At 58.2% G+C, this 24,250-nt stretch carries 13 protein-coding genes and 3 pseudogenes; 8 read left to right on the forward strand and 8 right to left on the reverse strand.

Translation table 11 applies throughout. The annotated features are described in order from the left end of the window. Positions 1 to 20: 20 nt before the first annotated feature. From FFH21_RS06505 to FFH21_RS06525, 5 genes are all read right to left on the reverse strand, one after another. On the reverse strand, positions 21 to 974 hold the full coding sequence (locus FFH21_RS06505) for an alpha/beta hydrolase (protein WP_011167979.1): 954 nt from the start codon (positions 972 to 974) through the stop codon (positions 21 to 23). Between the two features lie 48 nt (positions 975 to 1,022). Further along, positions 1,023 to 2,042, reverse strand: coding sequence for a transketolase family protein (locus FFH21_RS06510; RefSeq protein ID WP_011167980.1), 1,020 nt, complete (start codon positions 2,040 to 2,042; stop codon positions 1,023 to 1,025). Continuing rightward, positions 2,039 to 2,887, reverse strand: coding sequence for a transketolase (locus FFH21_RS06515; protein WP_004667419.1), 849 nt, complete (start codon positions 2,885 to 2,887; stop codon positions 2,039 to 2,041). The genes FFH21_RS06510 and FFH21_RS06515 overlap by 4 nt, the downstream gene beginning before the upstream one ends. A gap of 18 nt (positions 2,888 to 2,905) precedes the next feature. Beyond that, complete coding sequence (locus FFH21_RS06520) at positions 2,906 to 4,207, reverse strand: MFS transporter (protein ID WP_038820206.1); 1,302 nt, start codon at positions 4,205 to 4,207, stop codon at positions 2,906 to 2,908. Between the two features lie 100 nt (positions 4,208 to 4,307). After that, positions 4,308 to 5,057 (reverse strand): SDR family NAD(P)-dependent oxidoreductase, encoded by a 750-nt coding sequence (locus tag FFH21_RS06525; protein ID WP_004656170.1) that lies wholly within the window; start codon positions 5,055 to 5,057, stop codon positions 4,308 to 4,310. A 188-nt stretch (positions 5,058 to 5,245) separates the two neighbouring features. On the opposite strand from FFH21_RS06525, the gene FFH21_RS06530 reads away from it, so the two are divergent. The 3 genes from FFH21_RS06530 (at position 5,246) to FFH21_RS06545 (ending at position 9,618) form a co-directional block, all read left to right on the forward strand. Further along, the gene (locus FFH21_RS06530) at positions 5,246 to 6,163 is read left to right on the forward strand and encodes a LysR substrate-binding domain-containing protein (protein ID WP_011167982.1); all 918 of its coding nucleotides are present in this window, start codon (positions 5,246 to 5,248) and stop codon (positions 6,161 to 6,163) included. A 108-nt stretch (positions 6,164 to 6,271) separates the two neighbouring features. After that, positions 6,272 to 6,676, forward strand: coding sequence for an SDR family oxidoreductase (locus FFH21_RS06535; protein WP_011167983.1), 405 nt, complete (start codon positions 6,272 to 6,274; stop codon positions 6,674 to 6,676). A 422-nt stretch (positions 6,677 to 7,098) separates the two neighbouring features. Next, entirely contained in the window at positions 7,099 to 9,618 is a 2,520-nt protein-coding gene (locus tag FFH21_RS06545; RefSeq protein WP_011167984.1) for an ATP-binding protein, read from the forward strand. 186 nt (positions 9,619 to 9,804) lie between these two features. Here the strand turns inward: FFH21_RS06545 and FFH21_RS06550 are convergent. Next, positions 9,805 to 10,750: pseudogene (locus FFH21_RS06550) on the reverse strand (bestrophin family protein). 437 nt (positions 10,751 to 11,187) lie between these two features. Here FFH21_RS06550 and FFH21_RS06560 point away from each other — a divergent pair. After that, a pseudogene (locus tag FFH21_RS06560) lies at positions 11,188 to 12,559 on the forward strand (type III effector). Between the two features lie 87 nt (positions 12,560 to 12,646). On the opposite strand, the gene FFH21_RS06565 reads toward FFH21_RS06560, so the two are convergent. Then, the gene (locus FFH21_RS06565) at positions 12,647 to 13,843 is read right to left on the reverse strand and encodes a pectate lyase (RefSeq protein ID WP_011167985.1); all 1,197 of its coding nucleotides are present in this window, start codon (positions 13,841 to 13,843) and stop codon (positions 12,647 to 12,649) included. 303 nt (positions 13,844 to 14,146) lie between these two features. Here FFH21_RS06565 and FFH21_RS06570 point away from each other — a divergent pair, with 303 nt between their 5' ends. From FFH21_RS06570 to FFH21_RS06580, 3 genes and pseudogenes are all read left to right on the forward strand, one after another. Further along, positions 14,147 to 14,641 (forward strand): CesT family type III secretion system chaperone, encoded by a 495-nt coding sequence (locus FFH21_RS06570; protein WP_011167986.1) that lies wholly within the window; start codon positions 14,147 to 14,149, stop codon positions 14,639 to 14,641. Next, a pseudogene (locus FFH21_RS06575) lies at positions 14,638 to 16,873 on the forward strand (restriction endonuclease). Before FFH21_RS06570 ends, FFH21_RS06575 begins: the two are co-directional and overlap by 4 nt. A 77-nt stretch (positions 16,874 to 16,950) precedes the next feature. Continuing rightward, positions 16,951 to 17,340: a type III secretion system chaperone gene (locus tag FFH21_RS06580; RefSeq protein ID WP_004656187.1), complete on the forward strand. Its 390-nt coding sequence runs from the start codon at positions 16,951 to 16,953 to the stop codon at positions 17,338 to 17,340. Between the two features lie 48 nt (positions 17,341 to 17,388). Here FFH21_RS06580 and FFH21_RS06585 read toward each other — a convergent pair whose 3' ends face one another. Continuing rightward, positions 17,389 to 22,533, reverse strand: a complete 5,145-nt coding sequence (locus FFH21_RS06585; protein ID WP_011167987.1) for an AvrE-family type 3 secretion system effector — start codon at positions 22,531 to 22,533, stop codon at positions 17,389 to 17,391. Between the two features lie 221 nt (positions 22,534 to 22,754). Here FFH21_RS06585 and FFH21_RS06590 point away from each other — a divergent pair, with 221 nt between their 5' ends. Further along, positions 22,755 to 24,218 (forward strand): transglycosylase SLT domain-containing protein, encoded by a 1,464-nt coding sequence (locus tag FFH21_RS06590; protein ID WP_011167988.1) that lies wholly within the window; start codon positions 22,755 to 22,757, stop codon positions 24,216 to 24,218. Positions 24,219 to 24,250: the final 32 nt, after the last annotated feature.

The raw sequence follows: 24,250 nt of genomic DNA on the forward strand, positions 1-24,250 counted from the left end.
GATGCAACGTGTGCGTCATTCTAGTCGCATAAGCCCGCGGCAATCATCCTGCGAACGGCGCGGGCAATATCTTGCGTAGCCTGCGCTGTCTGCTCCCCTGGCAACTTATCGAACATATGCGGCACGCCTGGGTAGACATGCAATTCCATCGGCACCCCCGAGCGCGACAGGGTCAGTGCGAATGCCAGGTCCTCTTCAAGAAACAGATCGAGTGCGCCAACGCAGATGAAAGTGGGCGGCAGATCGCTCAGGTCGGTGGCCAGTGCGGGGGAGAACAGGGTCTTGCGATCATCGTCCAGTGCGTAGGCACCGCGCAGGCTTTCCCAGCAAAAATGATTGGCCTGGCGCGACCAGCTGAAAGTGCCGGTAGTCGGGTTGGCTGGCGGAGCGTCAGGCGCGCCAGTGCGGTGATCGAGCATGGGGTAGATCAGCACCAGACCGGCGAGTGTCCGCAGCCCTTTGTTTCTTGCCAGCAGAGCGAGCGCGGCAGCAAGCCCGCCGCCGGCGCTGTGGCCCATGATCACCAGGTTACCGGTGTTCATGCCCAGCGTCGGCCCGTGGCTGAATATCCACTCCAGCGCTGCGTAACAGTCTTCCAGCGGGATCGGGAATGGATGCTCGGGGGCGAGCCGATAATCGACAGCGACGATGATTGCCTTGAGCTCGACGGCTAGCTCTGCGAGGTAATCATCGGCCATCTCCGGGCTGCCCAGAACAAAGCCGCCACCGTGGATATACAGGATGACGGGGAGTCCAGAGTGAGAGAGCGAAAGGTCCGGACGATAAAGACATAACCTGACGCCGTTGTCCGAATCGGAGGAGGTCCAGTGTTGCTCGCCGCGCTTGGTGGCGGCGGTTGCCCATGAGGCGCTGACGCGAGCCCTGATGTCGGCAAGGGTGTGCAGCGTCCAGTTGCTCGACGGCTCGTCCATGAACCAACGATAGGCCGGGTCCAGTAATTCATCGGCGTTCAATACGTGCTCCCGAGGCGCAGGGAAATAAGCCCCTGCGCCTGTCAGTGCTTAAAGCCACGCCTTGATTTGCGTACAGACGGCGGGCGTGGAAATGCCATAACGATCATGCAGTGTAGGCAGCGCTCCAGCGTCGAGAAAAGCGTCCGGCAGGGCGATCTGCCTGAAGGTCGGTGTAACGCCATTGCGCAGCAACACCGTCGCCACTGCTTCGCCCAGCCCGCCGATAATCGAGTGGTTTTCGGCGGTCACCACCAAACGGCCCGGTTTTCTGGCTTCAGCCAGAATGGTCTGCTCGTCCAGCGGCTTGATGGTCGGCACGTGCAGCACTGCAACATCGACACCGTCGGCCTGGAGTGCCTTGGCCGCTTCCAGGGCACGCATGGTCATCAGGCCGGTGGAGATGATCAGCACGTCGTTGCCGGTGCGCAGGGTCTTGGCTTTGCCGATCTCGAATGTGTAACCATATTCGTCCAGCACCAAGGGCACGTTACCGCGCAGCAGGCGCATGTACACCGGGCCCTGATGCGCTGCGATCGCAGGGACCGCCTGTTCTATTTCCAGTGCATCACAGGGGTCGACGATCATCAGGTTGGGCATGGCGCGAAAGATCGCCAGGTCATCGGTGGCCTGATGGCTGGGGCCGTAGCCGGTGGTCAGGCCCGGCAGGCCGCAGACGATTTTGACGTTTAGGTTGTCCTCGGCAATCGCCATGCAGATGAAGTCGTAGGCGCGACGTGAGGCGAACACCGCATAAGTGGTCGCAAACGGTACGAAGCCTTCCCGAGCCATGCCCGCAGCCGCGCTCATCAGCAATTGTTCGGCCATGCCCATTTGGTAGAAACGTTCAGGGTGCGCTTTGGCGAAGATGTGCAGGTCGGTGTATTTCGACAGGTCAGCCGACAGCCCGACGATATCCTGACGTTGCTCCGCGAGCGCCGCCAATGCATGGCCGAACGGAGCCGGGCGAGTGGCCTGACCCTCGGACGCGATAGACGCGATCATCGCCGAGGTAGTGAGTTTTTTCTTCGGTGCAACGGACGGAGCCGAGGTGTTATTGGCAGAGCTCATACGGTTTTCCCCTCGTCGAGGTTGTTCAGTGCGACGTCCCATTCGTGCTCATCCACGCGGATGAAGTGGGTCTTTTCACGGGTTTCCAGAAACGCCACGCCCTTGCCCATTTTCGTGTCGCAGATGATGACCCTGGGCTGAGCGCCGGCGTGTTGGCGGGCCGCGTCGAAGGCTGCGACCAGTGCGTTCAAGTCGTTGCCGTCGACGCGCTGGGTAAACCAGCCAAACGCCTGCCAGCGATCCACGATGGGTTCGAAAGCCAGCACTTCACTGGAGTGGCCATCGGCCTGCTGGTTATTCACATCGACGATCGCGATCAGGTTGTCCAGTTTCCAGTGCGAGGCGGACATGGCCGCTTCCCAGGTCGAGCCTTCGTTCAGCTCGCCGTCCGACAGCAGGTTGTAGACGAAAGAACGGGAGTTCTTGCGTTTCAAACCCAGACAGGCCCCTACGGCAATGCCCAGCCCGTGACCCAGTGAGCCGCCGGTGATTTCCATGCCGGGGGTGTAGGTGGCCATTCCGGACATGGGCAATCGGCTGTCGTCGGAGCCATAGGTTTCCAGCTCATCGAGCGGGATGATGTCGGCCTCTATCAATGCCGCGTACAGCGCAATGGCATAGTGGCCGATCGACAGATAAAAGCGGTCGCGCTGCTCCCATTCAGGGTCTTCAGGCCGATAGTTCAGCGCGTGAAAATAGGACACGGCGAGCAGGTCCGCAGCGCCCAGTGCCTGTCCGACATAACCCTGGCCCTGAACCTGGCCCATGCGTAATGCGTGCCGGCGAATGTTATGAGCACGCTGCGCCAGCGAGGTTGAAGGCGCAGATAAAGTAGTGGCTGTCATGGTGATTACTCCGTTGACTCAACGATTGACCGAGGCGGCAGGGATGCGCAGCACCAGATAGGCGCCGATGAACAGCACGCCGGTAATCAGGTACATGCCGATGGCGCTTGAGCCGGTCGTGGTGGTGATCCAGCCGATCAGGTAGGGCGAACAGAAGCCCGCGAGATTGGCGAAGCTGTTGATCCCGGCAATCCCGGCGGCCGCCGATACTCCGCCCAGCAGCGTGGTAGGCAGCATCCAGAACATGGAGGACGCCGAAAGAATGCCCGCAGCGGCGATGCACAGGCTGAGCACTGACAGAAGCAGATTGCCGCCGAACAGCGCTGCCAGGCTTAACCCCAGAGCGCCTGCGATCATCGGGCCGACCAGGTGCCAGCGGCGTTCTCGATGCTTGTCGCCGCTGCGCCCCATCAGCAGCATCACGACGATTGCGCACAGGTAGGGAAGGCTGGTCATCAGGCCGATGTGCAGCGGGTCGGAAACGCCTGCATTGCGAATCAGCGTAGGCAGCCAGAAGGTGATTGCGTACTGGCCCATCACCACGCAGAAGTAGATGCATGCCAGCAGCCACAGACGCTTGTCGCGAATGAAGGCGCCTACCGACGCGTGTACCACTTTCTGGCTGTTGTCCTCTTGCAGCTCCTTGTTGACCAGTTCCTTTTCTTCGGCAGACAGCCATGTCGCCTGATGCACGCCGTCCTTCAGGTAGCTCAGGACCAGCAAGCCGACGATCACCGTCGGGATCGCTTCGAGGACGAACATCCATTGCCAGCCGGCCCAGCCATGAACGCCTGCGAAGCGGGTCATGATGTAGCCCGACAGCGGGCCACCGATCATGCCGGACAGCGGGATGGCGATGAACCAGAGCACGGTCATGCGCGCGCGGCGATAAGAGGGGAACCAGTACGTCAGGTACAGCAGCAGGCCCGGTGCCAGACCGGCTTCCGCCACGCCGAGCAGAAAGCGCAGGGCATAGAACTGCCAGGCGGTTTCGACAAAGGCGAAGAGGGCGGAAATGATGCCCCAGGAGATCATGATGCGGGCGATCCAGCGTCTTGCCCCGACGCGATGAAGGGTCAGGTTGCTGGGCACTTCGCAGAGGAAATAGCCGATGAAGAACATGCCGGCACCGAGGCCGTAGACGGTCTCGCTGAACGACAGGTCGTTCATCATCTGCAGCTTGGCAAAGCCGACATTGACACGGTCCAGGTACGCGCACAGGTAGCACAGCATCAGGAACGGCATCAGTCGCCAGGCGGTCTTGCGGTAGGCATTGGCGCGCGTGGTCGACACCGCGTCGAGGGTCATAGTGGTTATCATGATGGTCTGATCTCTTGTTTTTATAGACCGCCAGGCATTCGCCCGGCGTATCGTCGATCCAGAACAAACTCGGGCTGTTTGCCAGCCCGTCCACACGCGGTCAGTGAATCAGCATGCCGCCGTTCACATCCAGCGTGATACCGGTGAGATAGGACGACAGGTCGCTGGCCAGAAACAGCGCGGCATTGGCCACGTCCTGCGCTGCGCCCAGGCGGCCTAGCGGAATGCCGTCGATGATCGCGTGGCGTCGCTCATCCTGCATCAGACCGCCGGTGATATCGGTATGAATCAGGCCGGGGGCGATGGAATTGACACGCACCTGATCAGGCCCGAATTCACGTGCCATCGCCTTGCCCAGCCCCAGCACGCCGGCTTTCGCTGCGCTGTAGTGAGGGCCACCGAAAATGCCCCCGCCACGCTGGGCGGAAACCGAAGACATGCAGACGATACTGCCCGAGGATTGGGCGCGCATGGTCGGGATCACCGCTTGCGACATGAGTAGAGTGCCGCGCAGGCTGACGTCGAGCACCTTGTCGTAATCGCCAGGGCGGATGTCCAGAGTCTTGATGGGCTGTGTGATACCCGCGTTATTCACCAGAATGTCAATACGACCGTAGTGCGCGATGATTTTGCTGACGGCTTCGTGAACCTGTTTTTCATCGGCGACGTTGGCTGCCAGGCCCAAGTGGCCTTCACCCAACGCGGCAGCGGCATCGCGTGCAGCGGATTCGTCCAGATCGATAATGACCACGCGTGCGCCATGGCGGGCGAACGTGACCGCGGTTGCGCGACCGATACCGCGCTCCGACGCCGCGCCGGTGATGACTGCGATTTTGCCTTGAAGAAGCATGAGGGATACCTCTGGTTATTGTTGTTGGGTTCGATTCGGGTGATCGATGACTTCAGAGTGTTCCCGGTGCCGGTTCTGAGCAATGCCGCAAAAATCACTGGGTGCTGAAAAAAATTCACCTCTCGTCAATCCGCAATACCAGTGGTTGAATGCATGAAACTCGAATAATCGGACACATCGGAGTGTTCATGCAGCCTGATGACGATGCACCTCTGAGCCTGCCACCGCTGAAAGCGCTTCAGGCCTTCGAACAGACTGCCCGCTTCGGCAATCTGGCCAGAGCAGCCGAGGTCCTGGACCTGACACCCTCGGCAGTCAGTCACCAACTGGCCAGACTGGAGGCTTTGATCGGACGGCAATTGTTCGTCCGGGCCGCGCGCGGTGTCACGCTCACGCCGGTCGGCGAGCAGTATCTGAAAGATGTCTCGGGGGTGTTGCACAGCCTTGCCGTCGCGACCGAACGTGCGGCAAGCGATGTCAGTCTCGATTGCTTGCGCCTGCATTCCGCGCCCAGTTTCGGGCTGCTCTGGCTAATGCCGAGGCTGGAGGCGTTTCGGGTAAGCCACCCGGATATCCAGATCAACCTGTCGTGCTCTTATGAGTCACTGCATTTCAGCCGGGACAAGATCGATGTCGATATCCGTCATGGCAGACCAAACTGGCCGAGCTACGAAGTGCGCACCCTGCGTGACGAGAAATTCGCTGTGCTGGCGTCTCCGCAACTGCTGGCGCGTCGCCCGGTGCACAGCGCAGCGGACTTGCTCGAGCGTGAATTGATTCTCTCCGAAGCCACGTTGCTCAAATGGCCCGAGTGGTTTGCCCGGCATGGACTGGCTCGCCCGGAAAAGCCTTATGCGCTGAGTTTCGACCGTTCGTACATGACGCTGGAAGCCGCCAGTCACGGCTTGGGTTTTGCGCTGGAAAGCACCTTGCTGGCGCAAAAGTATCTGGGCACTGGCGAACTTATCGAAGTTGCGCCTCAAGAATTGACTGCACCGGTTGCAGCGCATCATCTGGTCTTTCCCAAGGCCCATTCCGGCTTCCCCAGAGTCAGAAGATTTCTTGAATGGATGGAGCATGAGTTAGGGCAGGGGTTTGAGTTTTGAGCCGCCCCGCTTATGTTTTAGCCTCTTTGCCAGGTGTGAGCATGGCATAGGGCATGGGCTCATTCTCATGCGGTCTGAATAAGCCTCACCATGGAGATGTCATCATTTATGGAAAATAAACTGGTTTCCAGGACCGCAGTCGTTACCGGCGCGGCTCAAGGCATCGGTGCCGCCATTGCAAAACTCTTTGTGCAACAAGGCTGCTTCGTTTACGTCACGGATATTAACGACGACCTTGGTAATGCGGTTGCAGGCAACTCGATTCATCCGGCGGTCATCCTCACCCCCATGTGGGAACCCATGTTAGGTAGCGATGCTGGTCGTGAGGAACGAATGGCTGCGCTGGTTCAAGACACTTCGCTCAGGCGATTCGGAATGCCTGAAGAAGTGGCCGCTCTGGCCTTGCTGCTCGCGTCGGATGACGCCACCTACATCACGTGCAGTGAGTTCAACATTGAGGGTGGTCTGTTGGCTGGGACGGCTGCTATTCCGGCAGTCCTGAATGACAGCTAAACCTGGGACATTAAGATCGCGCCTGCGAAAGACAGTTTTTTACCGATTCTGTTGAATAAGTCGTCGACCAATGATCAGCCCGTTTGAGAAAACCAGTTTTTTCAACACAGCCGGCCCAAAGCTGCCCTTCGCGGGGAAAAAATGATGGCTAAGTGCTACCTGTCGCAAAATACCGCAGCGGTGATGCTTGATAATCGTTTTTCTGAGAGACTGAAATTCGACAATTGTGAAAAGAGAGTCGCGCTTCAGTATCTCTTTTCCTCCTTCAATTTGAACCACGCCGCGGAACAGGATTCTGCGGCCGTCGGGAGATCCGTTTGCTTAATGTCCCCAAGGATCTGATCGGTGATGACCGCCTGTCTCATGTGCTGAGTGCCAGCGAGAGACTGACCTGTGCGGCCTCGGTGGAGGAGGTCGTCGCTGTGTTGAGGGACACGGCGCGCGCTGCGGTAGGCGCGGAGGGCATTGCGGTCGTCATAGAAAATGAAGGCCGCTGTTCTTATGTAGCCGAAGATGCGGTCTCTCCCCTTTGGCAAGGACAGAGCTTCCTGATTGACCATTGTGTATCTGGTTGGACGATGCGCCATGGTGAGACGGTTGCGATCCGTGACGTTTGGCTCGATCCACGCATCCCTCAGGACGCTTACGCGCCTACCTTTGTCCGAAGCCTCGTGATGGTGCCCATAGGTAGACCTGTTCCGTTCTCGGCGCTTGGCGCTTACTGGTCCGATGTTCGCGATCATGATCCCGATACGATCAAACTGTTGGAAAGTCTGGCGCGACTGGCAACCATCGCAATCGAGAATGCGCGCCTGACCCAGGCACGCAATCGCGGGGCGGCACTAAGGACCACTCAGAATCGAATCCTGGAGCTGGCTGTAGAAGTAACAACCCTGAACGTTACCCTGGATGCAATCGTCCGCGAAGTGGAAGCGCTGTCAACGTCGGGATTCGTGGGGAGCATCGTGCTCCTGGATGAAGACATGTATCACGTGGAGCATTGTGCCAGCCCAAGTCTGCCTGACGCTTACACTGACGCTCTCAAAGCCATGGCTGTCGCCCCGTTCCTGGGCTATCAGAGCGCATTAACGGCAGTGGCCGACATCATGATCGACCCGCGCTGGAGCGAGTTCCGCGATCTGGCCGTCGGACATGGGCTGCTCGTTTGCTGGTCGGTGCCTATCCGTTCGGCGCAGGGCGCACTGCTCGGTGCGTTCGTCCTGTACCACCGTGAGCTGCGTAAGCCATTGCCAGCGGATATTGAGATCATCAACTTCGTGGCTCATACGGTCGGACTGATTGTTCACCGTGCACGAACGGATTCCGCGATCCGTATCAGCGAGTCGAGATTGCGTCTTGCCGTCGACCACGCCGATGTGGGTTTCTGGGACGTGGATTTGGTTCATGACACGCTGGTTTGGCCTTCACAAACCAAGGCGATGTTCGGCATCTCGGCTAACGTGAAGGTCACGTTGCAAGATTTCTATGATGGTTTGCACCCCGAGGATCGTGATGCGACGATCGACGCCTTCCTGGCGGCCGCAGATCCAGAGCGTCGCGCGCTCTACGAGGTCGACTACCGCACGGTTGGCCGAGAGGACGGCATCGTTCGCTGGATCGCGGCAAAGGGGCGCGGGGTGTTCAATGCAGCCGGTGTCTGTTTGCGCGTCACCGGCACCGCAATCGAAATCACTGCTCGCAAGGCTGCCGAGGAGGAGTTGAGGGAGCTTAACGACACCCTTGAAAGGCGAATTGTCCAGGCCATCGCCGAGCGCGAGGAGGTCCAGCAGACGCTGCGCCAGAGCCAGAAGATGGAAGCAATGGGGCAGCTTACCGGCGGCGTTGCGCATGACTTCAATAACCTGCTCACGCCCATTGTGGGCACGCTCGATCTGCTTCTGCGACGTGGCGTGGGTGGCGATCGAGAGCAACGTCTCATCTCGGGCGCAATGCAATCGGCGGAGCGTGCCAAGACGCTGGTACAGAGACTGCTAGCCTTCGCGCGCCGTCAGCCTTTGCAGACGGTTCCGGTCGATGTGGCCAAATTGCTGAGCGATATGGGCGATCTGGTGGCCAGAACGGCCGGGCCGAAGATCAAAGTGGTCGTCGACGCTCCAGAGAATCTGCCCGCTGCCATTGCCGATCAAAACCAGCTGGAGATGGCTGTTCTCAACCTTTCCGTGAACGCGCGTGACGCGATGATCGGGGGCGGCACCCTGTGCATATCTGCCGGTACGGTGCTGGTAGGCGATGGGCATCGTTCGAAGCTGCCGAAAGGCGAATACCTCTGTTTAACCGTCGCAGATACGGGCACTGGCATGGACGCTGCCACGCTTGGCCGAGCGGTGGAGCCATTCTTCTCCACAAAGGGTGTCGGCAAAGGGACTGGTCTGGGTCTTTCGATGGTGCATGGGCTGGCATCACAATTGAACGGTGCTCTCACGATTCAGAGTTCGCCAGGTTTCGGGACGAAAGTGGAGCTGTGGTTGCCGCGCAGCATGACCGTGCCAGCAGCGGCTTTGCACATTGTCGAGGCGTCAGAGCCGCAATTGACGCGCGGGATCGCGCTGCTGGTCGACGATGAGGAACTGGTACGGGCAAGCACCTGTTACATGCTGGCCGAGCTGGGTTACCGCGTGATCGAGGCCGGGTCAGGTGAAGAGGCCATGCAACTGATAGCCAACGGGCAGGCATTTGATCTGCTGATCACTGACCACCTCATGCCGGGTATCAACGGGACCGATCTGGCCCGGGTGGTCCGCTCCTCAAGGCCTGGAACCGCGGTCCTTCTGGTCTCCGGGTATGCCGAACGTGAGGGCCTTGATCCGGATCTTCCGCGGCTCACAAAGCCGTTTCGCAAAAGCGAACTTGCAGCATCCCTTGCCCCGCTTCACGGCAAGGGCGGCGGCCCCGCGTCAGAAGCTTATGGCTTGGCACCCTGACCTTCGCCAGAGTACGGGGTGAAGGCCGTCGTTCCTGTCAGCTCGGCTTTGGCAGTCAATGATGTGCCGCTCATCCCAGGCTACGGCCTCACACCTGCCGACGGGATGATCATCGACGCTACGCCTCTAAACCTCCTTGGGCTGTGAAAATTTGCAGGGTTGGCCGCTAGCGCTTATATCCGCCCCTCAAACGGCCAGCCGATGCGCTTTCCAAGCATCACCGTCCTCGCTTTGCGAGCCTGTCCACAGCAGCTGCTTTTCCGGCGCACTAAACATCGAACGCAGGTTTTTTTCGATGGTGTTGCACAAGTCTTCCATGCGAATCTGGTGCTGACTGCTGCCGAAGGGCGCTTGCAGGTCGGTGCCGATACGGTCCATTGCCAGTAGGAGGCAGCCGACTACTGTGGATATCGCCGGGGTGAACCAGCCCAGGGTGGTTACCATGCTCAGTGGCATGATGACGCAGAACAAGGTGCTGAACAGCCTCGGAAAATAGACGTACGGGTAGGGCAGAGGTGTGTTGACGATGCGTTCCATGCCGCCCTGGCAGTTGGACAGTTCGACCATGGTCGACTCCAGTCGCGCCAGACGAATGCTGTCGATGCGTCCCGCTGCAAACTCTTCGGAGATGATGGCCGCCGAGCCGTTCAGAATGTCATTGGGAAAGTTATTGCTATCAGAGGCTCGACGAATTTCGGCGTCCGACAACAGTCCGTCGAGTTTTGCGGTGCCGGCATCGCCTTTGAGATGGGCCCGCAGTGCCCGCAGGTAGGCCACGTGGCGATGAAACAGCACTTCTTTCACGGGGTTGTTGCGATCATCGGTATTACCTTCAATCAGGGTAATCACCTGGCGGCCATAGCTGCGTGAGCTATTGACCATCGCGCCCCACAACGTACGCGCTTCCCACCAGCGGTTTTAGGCACTTGTGTTGCGAAAGCTGATCAGCACGATCAATGCCGAGCAAAGCAGCGTGAGAGGCATCAGCGGGAAATCGATGCCCTTGCCTTCGATCAGCATGACATCCATGGTCACGGCCAGGTCCCAGAGCAAGAAGCCAGAACAGCGACCAGCCAACATAGGTCACTGTTCTGCTGATGCACCGCCATTTTTTTTCGAAAAGACCAGTCATTACGGCACTCCCTTGCTGGGTTGGAAAAAGGCTGTGCATGTTCATTGAACGCGCTATGCCGCGAACATACGCCGCTTGCCTTAAAGCCCGCTTAATTTCCAGGTGCGTAATCTTCAACACGGTTTGCTGTGCTGTTTCGGCTGGAGCCTTTGAGTTCGGCATGCACAGGTCATGCACTGGAACCGTCAACGGATCCGGGACCACACAGCCTTTGTCGATCCTGTTCAATTGGCGGGTAGCCGGACGTTTCGCTGTTTCTGGCGTTGTTTGATCGACACTTCGCTGCATTGCTTTCGCGCAACTACTCGTTCCGGACAAGCCCGCCTCAGCGTTTTGCTGTTCAAACTCCGCACATCAACCGATCCGCCCCACAACCGCCTGGTATTGAGATGGAGAGCTTTCGAACCGCGTCTGACGCGTCTCTTGCTTCCAGTTCTGTGCGGTCCGTCAGCTCCGGTGCGCAGAACAATCTGCATGCGATTACTGATTACCTGAAGGATCATGTGTTCGCTGCACACAAATTGCCGTTGACCGACTCATTGGAGGACCACGCTGCCATTCATGCTCATAACGAGCAGATCGATGCGCTGATCGATGCGCGCGCCAGGCGTTTGAGCGAGCAGGGCGAACCCCGTGCAAGCATCGGAGAAACATTTGCCAAGGCGGAAAAGTTCGACCGATTGGCGACTACGGCATCAAGCGCGTTACGGGCCACGCCATTTGCCGCAGCTTCGGTGCTTCAGTACATGCAACCGGCGATTAACAAGGGCGATTGGCTACCTGCTCCACTCAAGCCGCTAACCCCGTTTATTTCCGGGGCGCTGTCGGGAGCGATGGACCAGGTGGGCACCAAGATGATGGATCGCGCGACGGGTGATCTGCGTTATCTGAGCACCTCGCCGGACAGGCATCCATGATGCGATGGCTACTTCCGTGAAACGCCACTCGCCAGGGCTTGGCAGGCAGGTTGTGGACATGGGGATTGCGGTGCAAACGTACTCGGCGCGCAACGCAGTACGCACGGTATTGGCGCCGGCACTGGCGTCCAGACCAGCAGTCCAGAGTGCTGTTGACATCAGCGTGTCGACGGCGGGTGGTCTGGCTGCCAACGCAGGCTTTGGCAACCGCATGCTCAGTGTGCAGTCGCGCGATCACCTGCGTGGTGGTGCATTCGTGCTCGGCCTGAAGGATAAAGAGCCCAAGGCTGACCTGAATGAAGAAACCGACTGGCTCGATGCTTACAACGCGATCAAGTCGGCCAGCTACTCAGGTGCGGCGCTTAACGCTGGCAAGCGGATGGCCGGCCTGCCACTGGACATCGCGACTGACGGGCTCAAGGCGGTGAGAAGTCTGGTCTCGGCAACCAGTCTGGTACAAAACGGTGTTGCCTTGGCGGGCGGTTTCGCAGGGGTAGGCAAGTTGCAGGAAATGGCGACGAAAAACATTACCCATCCGGCGACCAGTGCTGCGGTCAGTCAGTTGACCAACCTGGCGGGTTCGGCAGGCGTTTTCGCAGGCTGGACCACCGCTGCACTGGCGACTGACCCTGCGGTTAAAAAAGCCGAGTCGTTCATACAGGACACGGTGAAGTCGACTGCGTCCAGTACGACAGGCTATGTAGCCGACCAGACCGTAAAACTGGCGAAAACCGTCAAAGACAAAGGCGGGGAAGCGCTCGTCAATACCGGTGCCAGCTTGCGCAACACGGTCAATAACCTGCGTCATCGTCCCGCTCGTGAAGCGGATATCGAAGAGGGTGGTATTGCGGCTTCTCCAAGTGAAACACCGTTTCAGCCTGGGCGGTCGTAAGCAAACTGTAAGTTGCAATTAGACGGTAAAAAGGGGTGGGCTCAACGAGTGAGGCCACCCCTTTTTTTCCAGCTGTCCGGTTGGGATTCAAAGCTCTGTGTGTTGGGTCGAGGCCTTGGTTTTATCATAGGCATGTTTGACATCGGTCATGGCGATGTTGCTGGTCTCCAGCTGCAGGTCTTCGCTGTCGCTTTTTACCAGTGCGAACTTGCCGTGATTAGCGTCTACACCGTCCAGCTTGATATTCATGTCATCAAACTGCTTTTCACCATTGGTTCGAACCAGCGTTCCGAAATTGTTGGCTTCGAAACCAGTGATGTTCAAATGAGTGTTCGCGTTAAGTTGGAAAACCTTATCGTCTGCGTTTTCAGCACTGCTGTTTTTGATTTGCAGATTGGTTACCTTTGCGCCTCCCTCGCCCTTGACGGTGATCATGTCCTCCCCGACGTTTTCGGCGTGCACGTTATCGATGGTGACTTGCTGGGCGTCCTTGGCTTTCACGTGTATGCCATCCACTTCGTTCTCACCCAGGTTAGCGTTTTTCAAGGTGGCGCCTTCTGCCAGTTCGAACAAAGGCTTCTGGTTTTCGCTCTGGTCTCCGTTACCCATCGACTTGTCGGCGGTGAAGGTTGCGCCGTGTGCGTCATAGACTGTGTTGGCAGCGACTTTGATGGTGTCTTTCACCACAATTACCTTGCCTGCCTGGTCGTTGGCGCCCGCTGTATCCGAAACCGGACCCGTGCCTGAGGTATGGTTGGGGTTGGCCAGTTGCGGTGTTACGCCATCATCGTTCTCGCTGCTGCCTTCGACAGAAGGCGTGTTGCCACCTGTTGCAGTGGGTGTATCGCCGCCGCCATCGCCCGTTGCGGCTAGCGTACTGCCGTCACCGCTGTCCCCGCTATCGGTTGAAGGCGTACCGAGCCCGCCATTGTTCTGAAAAGGGTCCTGCCACTCGCTCGAGTCCTGATCTGTGTCCTGTTTTTTATTAAGGTTCATGAGCATCTGCAGCAGTGAAACAATCAATGCACTGAACAGCTTGATGAGGTTGGACTCGGGGTTTGCTGTGTTGTTGGCATCCTGCGGGCTCTGCACGCTGTTGTCAGGTTGCCCGAAACTGACGTTTTTCGGTGCGGCGCTGTTGAACAGCATGGCACCAGCGTCTACGGCCTGTGGGGCGTTCTCATCGTGGAAGGTGTTTGTCTGCGGGCTTTTTTCACTCAGCGCCGAGAAGTCCAGCGCGGCTGACGTGGGTTGGTAGGGTGTGGGGGTGATACCGATGCTCATGATGTTTTACCTCGATGGGGTGGACATATGAACCAGCGTCGTCTTCCGGATTTACCAGCGTCGGTCGCCGCGTCCCTGTCAGTTCTATAGGTCGACGAGGAATTCGCCAGACGTTGCTCAAAGTGAGTGGCAAAGCGAGGTGAGCGGTTCCCGTTTCGCCGCTATTGATGGCGATGTTTTCAATACGCCATCCCTGGTGCGCTTGACGAGCACACGGAACCAAAGCGCCTTTACCTTCGACTCAGTGCGGAACACACCTACAGAAAAGCGGTGTGGTCTCATATCGCACTCAGAGGCCGTGAAATGACCAATAATGACCCGTACCACACTCTGATAAATGAAATCTGCGCGCTCAGCCTTATTTCCACGCCTGAACGTTTTTACGAGTCTGCCAATTTCAAAATCAGCGAAGTGGACTTCACACTTCAGTATCAGGATCGCGATGAGGGCCGTGCTGTTTTGATTTACGGCGACATGGGAGCGTTGCCGACACGCAATCGTGACGCTGCATTGCTGGCGTTGATGGACATTAATTTTCATATGTTCTCGGGTGTCCATAGCCCGGTTTTCTCCTGGAATGCTCAGACCAGTCGGGTATTGCTTATGGGGTCCGTGAGCCTGGAGCGAGCCTCTGCCGAAGGCGTGCTGCTGTTGATGAAGTCGTTCGCTGATTTGGCGAACGAGTGGCGCGAGCATGGGTTCATCGGGCAGGTCAAAACAGCAGGTGCCCCGGCTGAGCAGCCTGTTGCCACGGCAGCCAAACGCGAGAGCCTGTCGGCCTCAGGGAAGTTTCAATGAACACTCCGCGAATCGGTGGATCGGGCGCCATCGAGCTCTCCCGGATAAACCAGCAGCCCGATGCTATTCCCGCCCAGACCGCTCACCCGAATGCAGTGACGCCAGGCATGAATCCGCCGCTGACTCCCAATCAGGCAGGGCCGCACGCAGCAGAAAGCTCGGCTACCGGTGCCGCGCGGCTGAATGTTGCGGCGCGACACACGCAGCTTTTGCAGGCCTTCAAGGCTGAGCAGGCGACAGCTCCGGTCAGCGGCGCGCCGATGATCAGCTCGCGTGCCGCGTTATTGATTGGCAGCTTGCTGCAGGCTGAAAAGCTGCCTTTTGAAGTCATGGCCGAGCGTCTCTCCCCTGAGCGCTATCAACTGAAGCAGTTTCATGGTTCGGACTTGCAACAACTGCTGGACAAGTTTACCCAGCCGGGTCAGGTACCCGACAAAGCCGAAGTCGGTCAACTGATCAAGGGCTTCGCGCAATCGGTCGCCGATCAACTGGAGCACTTTCAGTTGATGCATGACGCTACGCCCACCAAGACAGGCCCGCATGCCAACGAGGATCGGGCGACGCTTGCCGTCAGTCAGACAGCCCTTGGCGAGTACGCCGGTCGTGCGAGCAAGGCAATCGGCGAAGGGCTGAGCAAAGGCATCGTGTCGCTGGATGATCACATCGCTGCACTGGATGTGAGCCTGCAAAGTGCCGAAGAGGGCGCCAAGGACGCTTTGCACTCTAACAGACAGGCGCTGGTTGATGCGAAAACCACTCTGGTCGGCCTGCACGCCGATTTCGTCAAATCGCCAGAGGCTAAACGCCTTGCTTCGGTCGCCGCACATACACAACTGGACACCGTCGTCAGTGATCTTGTCACTGCCCGCAACTCGGTTGGCGGCTGGAAAGGTGCCGGGCCGATTGTCGCAGCTGCGGTTCCACAGTTCCTGTCGTCAATGACGCACCTGGGTTATGTGCGTTTGTCCACCAGTGACAAGCTGCGAGAGGAGGTGCCTGAGACCAGCAGCGACGCCAGTATGCTCAAGGCGGCGATAACCGGAATGGTCACGGGCATTGCCCACGAGACAGTCAACAGCGTAGTGAAACCGGTGTTTCAGGCTACTTTTCAGAAAACTGGCCTGAACGAACGGCTGAACATGGTGCCACTCAAGGCTATCGATACCAATTCGGTGATTCCTGACCCCTTCGAACTGAAAAGCGAGCACGGTGAGCTGATCAGAAAAACGCCCGAGGAAATCGCTCAGGACAAGGCATTCGTCAAGGGCGAACGCGCGGTGCTGAATCAGAAGAAGGTCCAGGGTTCGTCCACCCACCCGTTGGGTGAAATGATAGGTTACAGTGCCTTTGGTGGTTCACATGCCGTGCGCCAGATGCTCAACGATTTACACCAGATCAATGGTCAGACGCTGAGTGCAAGAGCCTTGGCATCCGGCTTTGGCGGGGCGGTGTCTGTCAGTTCGCAAACGCTTTTGCAGTTGAAGTCGACGTATGTCGATCCCGCAGGGCGCAAAATTCCGGTATTCACGCCAGACCGAGCCGAGACAGAGCTGAAAAAGGATCTGGCCAAAGGTATGGACCTGCGCGAAGCCTCGGTACGTACCACGTTCTACAGCAAGGCAATATCCGGGTATTCAGAGCTCGGCGCTGACCTCGGCACTGCCGCCTGTGACAGCCCAGCTGGAAGGCGCGCGCGGTACGCTCAGTGCGGGGAATATCCTGCGCAATATGGCTCTGGTCGCAACGGGCTCGATTTCCTATCTGTCCACGCTTTACGCCAACCAGTCTGTCACCGCCGAAGCCAAGGCGTTGAAGGATGCGGGGATGGGGGGCGCAACGCCGATGCTGGATCGTACCGAAACAGCCTTGAACAACATCCGCCATCCGAACAGGGCATCGCTGCCACATACCTTCCAGCCGAGCACGTTGAGCGGTATTCCAAGGGCTATGGAAAGCGCTTATCACATGGGACGAGGCGCGTTGCAGCTGCCAACCCAGATGGCCGTGGACACGGTTCGAGTGTTGGCAGACGGTGCGCTGAACGGCGTGTCGTCAGCACGCGCTGCGCTTACGCCAGCAAAACCGCCTGAAGCTCGCGTGTCCGTCGACGAGCTCCGGAACACGGCCCCAACGCCGCCATCCAGCCCCACAGTGCAGCGGCCGGCACCCTCCGTTCCGCTTGACGACGAGCAGTTGCGGGCGCTCGAAGAAAGCTTGCTCGCTCCGCGTTGATTCCAACGCCGGGCACAGTCCGTACTTGTCTGCTGTCCGGCTGATTCAGACTGCTTTAACGTTAAAGGACTATAACGATGAGAAACCCGACACCCGATTTTGCCCGCTTCATCAACGCTCTGGGCGTCCAACTCGGTACATCACTGGCCTTGCAGAATGGCGTATGCGCCCTTTACGACGGCCAGAACAACGAAGCGGCGGTCATCGAATTGCCCGAGCACAGCGAAATGGTCGTCTTTCATTGCCGAGTAGGTCGTTGTCCGGAGCGTTCCACTGATCTACAGCGCCTGTTGAGCCTGAACTTCGACGTCGCCCGTTTGCACGGTTGCTGGTTTGCTATCGATCAGGGCGATGTACGTCTATGCGCCCAGCGCGAACTGGCATCGCTCGATGAGCCGGCGTTCTGCGACGTGACTCGCGGCTTCATTTCCCAGGCTCGTGAGGCTCGCGCATTTCTACAGGCTTGAATAAAAAAGCGCCGCGTAAAAGCGGCGCTTTTTTCACTGTTTGCGTTTTCAGCTTTTCAGTTCAAACCCTTCTTGCTTCAACTTGCTCGCCGCTTCCTTGAGCGACGCCGATGGCCGCGACAACTCGCCGTCAAAGGTGTAACCAATCGGTTTGTCCTGGTCTGCGCCATAAATAAAGTTGATGCGCCCCAGCGTTTTAGTGACGCTCATATTCGCTCCGCTGTTATAGCTGACCAAGGGGGTGGGTGAGGTGAAGTTTTCAGCCTGAGTCGCGGTGTGGAATACCACCAGGCGCTTGATGCGCATCTGGTTGCGGTCTCTCAGAAGGGCGGAGAGGTCGCTTTGGGTCATGGTGCCGTCCAGGCTACCTTCGTCGATTTTATCGACCAGCGAGTCCTTCGGTTCCAGCCGTACGCGCGCCAGTGTCCCTATGCTGCCCTCCATGTCCTTGAGCATGGCGCGGAGTTTCGGGTCCTGGCGCATGAACTCGGCAACCCTGGCCGCATTGCCGGGGGCGCTCGCTTCACGCACTGAGCCCATGATTTTGGTGAGTATGCTTTCACTGCTCAGGCCGGAGAGGTTGGTTTTGCTGGTCTCAAAACGTGCGTTATCCATCACGCTGTGCTTATTGACTGATGCTCGATGCTCGACCGCCCCGCGTTTCAGACCACGAAGCGCTTTGTACTGCTTGTCGTTCTGCCATTGAGTGTCGGCAAACAGTTCTTCAAGGCCGTCGAGGTGCGCCTGAATAACCTCATCCGGTTTCTTGCCTGCGTAACGCGCATTCAGCGGGTCGGCCAGTTCGGCCAGTTTTGCTTTGGTCGTGCTGTCCTTGAATGCCTCGCCGAGGCTTTTAGACAGCTTGCCCAAACCTTCGGTGGTTATCGGCTTGGCGACGTTATAGCGAAACTTGACCCGTTTGACAGTCCTGTTCTCTACGCTGAAATTGACCGCTACTCCCAGATTGTTGGCGGCTGACTGTGACGCGAGCGTCGGTCCCGGGGCGGAGGCCGGTGTGCCTGTGGGGGCCGTGCGGGTGCCGCCGATCTGCCCGCGAAGCTGCCCGCCAAGCGTTGCGTTGTTGAGAAAACGCGGGCGGTTCTTGCCGCCTTCGCGCAACTTGGTCTTGTCGTTTTTCTGGGTCAACGAGTTATCGGTGTAGGTCATCAGGTTAACGGTGATGTTCGCCGCGAATCCGCCGCGTACCACCGCAGAGAACGAATCGCTATTGGGATCGGCATCCGGGTCTCTGTCTTCGGTCAGGTTTATCCCTGCGCGTAGATCGGCAGTTCCGCCCGCCGTGAGGTCGAAGTTGAATCGCCGAGCCTGGTAGGTCTCATGGTCTACTGCCTTTTTAAGCACCTGCAATGGATTCAGCTTGCCTTCAAACAGGTCGTCGATGAATGCGTCGATGTCTTCATCCGGAACGTTGAAGACCACGCCGGCACGTTGGCTGGCGGCGACGGTGGCTGTCACGTCCACGCCCAAGCGAAAGTTGGGGGTCAACGTGCGGTTGTTACCGACGTCGACACTACGAGCAGGATGGTTTTCGTCAAAAAAGCCCGGCCAGTAGTCTTTGCCGGCACCGAAGCCACCGCTTACGTTTCCCGCACCTTCGCTGATCAGGTACAGGGTAACGCCGCCCTCGCAACGCTCGGCATTGAGTATGTAGTTACGGTTGCCGGTGGTGCCTGCCGTTGGCCATAGTCCTGTGGCGTTGTCGGCAAGAATGATGAACGGGGTGGTAAGGTTCAGTCCGTAACTGCGTTGCAGCCTAATTTCGTCGTCGCCATGCTCCAGTTGCTTGAGCATGCTTTTGAATTTCCCGGCCAGCTCCGCCTGGTCCTTGCTGCCTGTGGCTGCGCGCATGTTGACGCTCACCGCATGGTCAGCTTTTTTGAACGATTTGAGGAATGTCTTGACCGCTTCATAACCGCTTTCCAGCGCTTTGTTATCGGTAAAGCCCATGTCTGTAACCACCTTGACCGGGTTTTCGCCGTAAGTCACATCACGCAGCCTCGCCAGTTTGTTTTGTAACGGATCTATGTCGGCTTGCGGCGGTAGCTGTTCGACCTCGTCGAGCAGCGCGCCGAGGCTTTTCAGCGTGACCAGATCCAGCGCCAGACGCGCTTTACTCAGGCCATGCTCCTCACTGGCATCGCGGCGCTGCCCCAAGGGTACATCGGCTTTCTGGTGGCTGAGTTTCAGCCCTTGATACTTCAGCGTGCCGAGTAACTTTTTGGTGGGGTTTTCAGCAGACGGAGCAACTTGAGTCAAGGCGTCCTGAAGCTCCTTTACCAGGTCATGTCCAGAGCTTTTGAAGTTGAGCTTTGTGCCCAGCTCAGCAAGTTTCTTGCCGAACTGGGTGCGCACCGACGGCTTGGCCAACTCACCGTGCTGGTTGAGAATGCCATCTTGTTGCCTGAGGTTTTTCACCTTGCCATAGCTTTGGCCGATAGACATCAGCGCCGTATAGCTGTGATTTTCCAGCTCTTCGCGCAGGGTTTCCAGCTCCTTGACCAGCGTAGCGCCTTGAGGCCCCAGTTTTGATTCCAGTGCGGCAATGCGTGCTTTCAAATCCTTGCCCGGGGCTGGTGGCCTGCCGCCGGACTCATGGATCAGCTCCAACTGCTTGAACAGCATGGACTCGGTTTCATAAACCTCATTCAGACCCAGACGACCGTGGTGGCGATGTTGAATATTGTTGCCAACGTTCTTCATCCAGCGGGGCACTTCTGCGGTGTTTTTGTAGACGTTGGCGCGCATGAATTCGCGGGTGCTGGCTTTTTTGGATTTCTCCACACCGCTGCGCCCGAATGCATTGATGTCCATTCTGAGCGTCAGCCCGGTTTTTGGAATTCGCCAGGTCTTGTTCGATCCCGTGATTCGCGAGTGCACATCATTCAAACCGTTTTCTTCTACCGGGCGCTGCTCGAAAGCTTGCCATTTGCCTGCACTGAGCCGCATCAGACCCTGGCCCTCGGCGTCTTCGATCTGGGCGCTGAGCACGTTGTCGTCATTGGCGAAAAGTGCCTTGACCGGCTGACCCCCGGGTAGGGCAACCGGCGTCCAGCGGGCGCGCATCTGATCCCCCAGCTTTGTCGATTGCCAGGCTTCCCTGGGCAGGCAATAAAGCCCGCCGGTACTGGTGAGCGCATGAAGGTTGTGTTTTTCATCCAGAGCAAGGCTCTTGATATCGCCTTCCAGGCCGGGGATATCGAGAGTGACGGGTTTGTGATCCTTGCTGTGGGCGGTCAGCTTGTTCTGGTCATCAAGGGCGACGAAGCGTTTGTTGCTGACCATTGCAAAGGCTGTGATCACTCGGTCGTCGAGGCCTTCGATTTCCTTGCCCATCTCGACTGTTGTCGAGCGCGCGGTCTGGGCCAGCGCTGTGTTGTGGTCAAAGGCCATGTTGGGGTGTTCAGGAGTCACCTTGAGCGCGTGCAGCTTGCCGCCCTTGAGCACATAGGCGTTGCTGTCGGCACCGCGTTGCAGGCGGTCAATATCTTTTATACCGGCGTCTTTCCAGCATTCGGGCGTCGCGTCCCAGCGCTGAATGCGTCCTTCGCTCAGGCCAACCAGACCCGCACGATCGAGGTTGAGCCGGTCAGCGGCGGTGGGTGCCGGGGGCATGGTCAACCCGCGATTGTTGCTCAGTACCAGAGCATTGGTCAGGTTCCAGCCGCTTTCCAGTTTTGAATCCTGCTCATTGAGTGCGTGGGAGTGAATCTCGCCCTGGCGGTTTTTGATCAATGCATGTACACGGCCGTCATCCCCGTTGATGAATCCGGTGACGCTGTCGTGGCCACCCAGCGGCAGGCCTGCCAGTTGAAAGTTTGCCTGATCGGGCATCAGCTTCAATTGCGGGTCATTGCTTTCAAATGCGCTCCGGTCCGCGCTGTAAAGTCTGCCTTGGGTGTCTGCTATGAACAGCTTGTTGTCGCTCAGGCCGACCGCAGCCGCCTGCGCCTTGCCGCCGTCGAGTTCAAGCGCTTTGGTTTTCTTCTCGGTCAGATCGCCAATCACCGGGCTCATGTCTGTGAGCAGGATCGCCTGAGTCTCCTTGCCGCTGAGCAATGCCGCTCTGTTGTCCGGTGCCACCGAAAATGACTGCAGATCCTTGACTTCGATGTGCGGCATGAAAGGGCTCGTGAGGTCGACTACCACATCGTCGCTTTTCGCATAGACCGAGCCCTTGCCGCCTGTGGCCAGACTATTGAAAGCAATGTCCTCCGTGCCTTCAGGCGCTTTCCAGCGAGCACTGAGCGGGTCGAACTGATAGAGCCGGTCTTCATGCACACGCATACGCTCGCCGTCGTGCCTGAGAAGCACGCCGGTGATGTGAGCGATGTGCGCCTTGCCGGGTAACTCTTGAGTCTTGCGTCCGCTGGCGGTGTCGATGTGAATGTTGCCGTCTTCACGCTCCAGTTTCACCGCTGGTGGTTTCTTTCCTTCTATATGCAGTGCTTCTTTGCTGCTGCGGATCAAGGCTAGCGAACTGTCGTCCTGCGCCAGGTGCAGCAGATGCCCGTTGGCCTGTAGCAACTGGTGGCCGTGCACGCCGTCTTTGCTTTGATGGGCCAGGTAGGTTTGCCTGGGGGTGGCGAGAATGGAATCCAGCAATGGGGCCAGGCCGGGAGTATTGAACGTTGAGAAGTCAGGCTTTCCCTTGGCGTCCAGTTGAATGCTGCCTTGTGGCTCTGAGTTGCGAACCAGTTTTTCGTCTTTCAACTCGAAACGGCCTCCGTTGCTGCGCGTCATCATCGATTGCCGAGAACTCTGGAGCGTTGCCGGCTCGTCCGGGTCTTGGGCTTTGGTGCCACAAGTGCTGGCGCCGCTATGCCCCGCACGCGTTACTGGCTGGCGCGTATCGTCCAGGTCATCAAGACTATTGCTCGATAACTGAGATACAGGCGCTTTATCTTTGGCTGTCTTCGCATTTGGAGTGGGCTGTGAAGGCTTGACGTTTTTTACGGTGGGAGGCGTGGCCGCTTTCTGCTGCGGTGCCTTGGATTTCTGGAACAGTTTGCTGACGTTCTTCAGCGCTCGCTTGCCGACACTGCTCAGTGAGTGGGAGGAGCGTTGTTTGGGTTGTTCGATTTTTTGCTGTAGATCAGTTGCAGCGTTCGTGTTTGCCGGGGCTGGCGGCTGAATGATGCATCCGGTGTTGCGGTGGATCGAGGATGAATGCACGGTGAATCTCCCTGTCCATGTGCCACTGATGGCAGCCCGATGCAAAGCTTGAAAATTCCTTAATTTGCTGAGTGGCACCTGATAACGGAGGGTTCCATCGCAAATACTTATGGCTGAAATGATTCAGCAAGATGCCTTGCGCGGCTGATATCGGTTTCAAAAAAGGGAACCGTAACGGTGAACGTGCCACGTAGGATGGACACGTTCAGGACATTCCCCCCATGCCCGCCGTTGCCTCCATCGTATCGAGCCCCCGCTTGCTGGCTCGCGCTATTCAAATTGCTTTGCTCGCACTGGGCTCGCTGTGTGTGGGTTGTCAGTCTGTGGACTATTCAGCACCCCGGCAGGAACGCAACCCGCGTCTGGTTACGGGCCTGGTCTACTGGGGGGGAGATGATCAGGACGGTGCGCGGGCGGCAGAGAAAATTTCCGATTTGCCCGTCTATAACGGCGAGGACGTGTGGCAGCGCGTTGCGCAACGCAGCAGGCTGGCCGATGGCCAGGGTATGAATGAGCGTATCGCTCGCCAGCGCGATTGGCTGCTGAGCAATCGTGGGTTTATCAGTGGGGCAAGTGTCCGGGCCAGCCCCTATCTGCATTTTATTGTCGAGCGCCTGGACGAGCGCAACATGCCGTTGGAGCTGGCGCTGTTGCCAATGATCGAAAGCTCCTACAACCCGATGGCCAATTCACCGGCTGCGGCGGCTGGCCTGTGGCAATTCATGCCTTCTACCGGGCGCAGCTTCAATCTTTATCAAAGCGCTACGTACGACGCTCGCCGTGACGTGGTGGCCTCAAGCAAGGCAGCGATGGATTACCTGACCCGCCTGCATGATCAGTTCAATAATGACTGGCTGCTGGCACTGGCGGCCTACAACTCGGGCGAAGGCACAGTCGGCCGGGCGATTGAGGCCAATCGGCGGCGCGGACTACCTGTTGATTACTGGCACCTGAATTTGCCCAGGGAAACCCTGGATTACGTGCCCAGGCTGCTGGCGCTCTCGCTGATCGTGCGCAACGCCGCTACCTATGGTGTAAAACTCACCCCGGTCGCCAATACGCCATATTTTGACGTGGTCGAACTCAACCATGCGGTAGACCTGACCCAGCTTGCGGCCACTGCGGGTGTGGATGAGGGCCAGTTGCTGAGACTCAACTCGGCGTTTCTGAGCAAAAAAACGCCAGATGGACCAGGGCGGTTGCTGTTGCCCAAGACTCAGAAGCAAGTGCTGACAGCCGGTATCGCGCGAATAACCGGGGAATCTCCTGTGACTACGGGCACCCCTCAGCGCATTGATAAGCCTGTGGTCGAACACTTGGCATTACCCCAGACGGCACAGCCGGTGAGGGTGGTCGAGCGAACGCCGGTGCCCAGGCCAGCGCAGCCGGTTGAGGTAGCTGAACGGGCACCTGTGCCCAACCCAGTGGAACCCATGCGGGTAGCAGAGCAGTCTTCTGCGCCGCAAACACCACCCTTGGTACCGGCTGTCGAGCATAAAGAGCCGCCGATGACCCCGCGGACACCGGCAAGGGAGGCATTATCGGTGCCTAGCGTGTTACAAGCCGGGCGCTACGTGGATGACCGCTCGTCGCCTCGCAGGCGTGATGATATCGAGGATCGTACGGGCCCGCGCGAGCTGCCAAGCGGCCCGCGTATCGTGGTCTATGCCAGCGGTTCACGCTAATAACCTGCGGTTTTAAAGCCGGATGTATAGCA

It is taken from the genome of Pseudomonas sp. KBS0707, from assembly GCF_005937945.2.
GTDB classification, from domain to species: domain Bacteria; phylum Pseudomonadota; class Gammaproteobacteria; order Pseudomonadales; family Pseudomonadaceae; genus Aquipseudomonas; species Aquipseudomonas amygdali.

Bases quoted from the DNA above. Each gene is read 5' to 3' on its own strand.
- FFH21_RS06525 (WP_004656170.1), bottom strand. From the start codon at position 5,057: ATGCTTCTTCAAGGCAAAATCGCAGTCATCACCGGCGCGGCGTCGGAG.
- FFH21_RS06590 (WP_011167988.1), top strand. From the start codon at position 22,755: ATGCCCGCCGTTGCCTCCATCGTATCGAGCCCCCGCTTGCTGGCTCGC.
- FFH21_RS06515 (WP_004667419.1), bottom strand. From the start codon at position 2,887: ATGACAGCCACTACTTTATCTGCGCCTTCAACCTCGCTGGCGCAGCGT.
- FFH21_RS06535 (WP_011167983.1), top strand. From the start codon at position 6,272: ATGGAAAATAAACTGGTTTCCAGGACCGCAGTCGTTACCGGCGCGGCT.
- FFH21_RS06530 (WP_011167982.1), top strand. From the start codon at position 5,246: ATGCAGCCTGATGACGATGCACCTCTGAGCCTGCCACCGCTGAAAGCG.
- FFH21_RS06570 (WP_011167986.1), top strand. From the start codon at position 14,147: ATGACCAATAATGACCCGTACCACACTCTGATAAATGAAATCTGCGCG.
- FFH21_RS06565 (WP_011167985.1), bottom strand. From the start codon at position 13,843: ATGAGCATCGGTATCACCCCCACACCCTACCAACCCACGTCAGCCGCG.
- FFH21_RS06580 (WP_004656187.1), top strand. From the start codon at position 16,951: ATGAGAAACCCGACACCCGATTTTGCCCGCTTCATCAACGCTCTGGGC.
- FFH21_RS06510 (WP_011167980.1), bottom strand. From the start codon at position 2,042: ATGAGCTCTGCCAATAACACCTCGGCTCCGTCCGTTGCACCGAAGAAA.
- FFH21_RS06520 (WP_038820206.1), bottom strand. From the start codon at position 4,207: ATGATAACCACTATGACCCTCGACGCGGTGTCGACCACGCGCGCCAAT.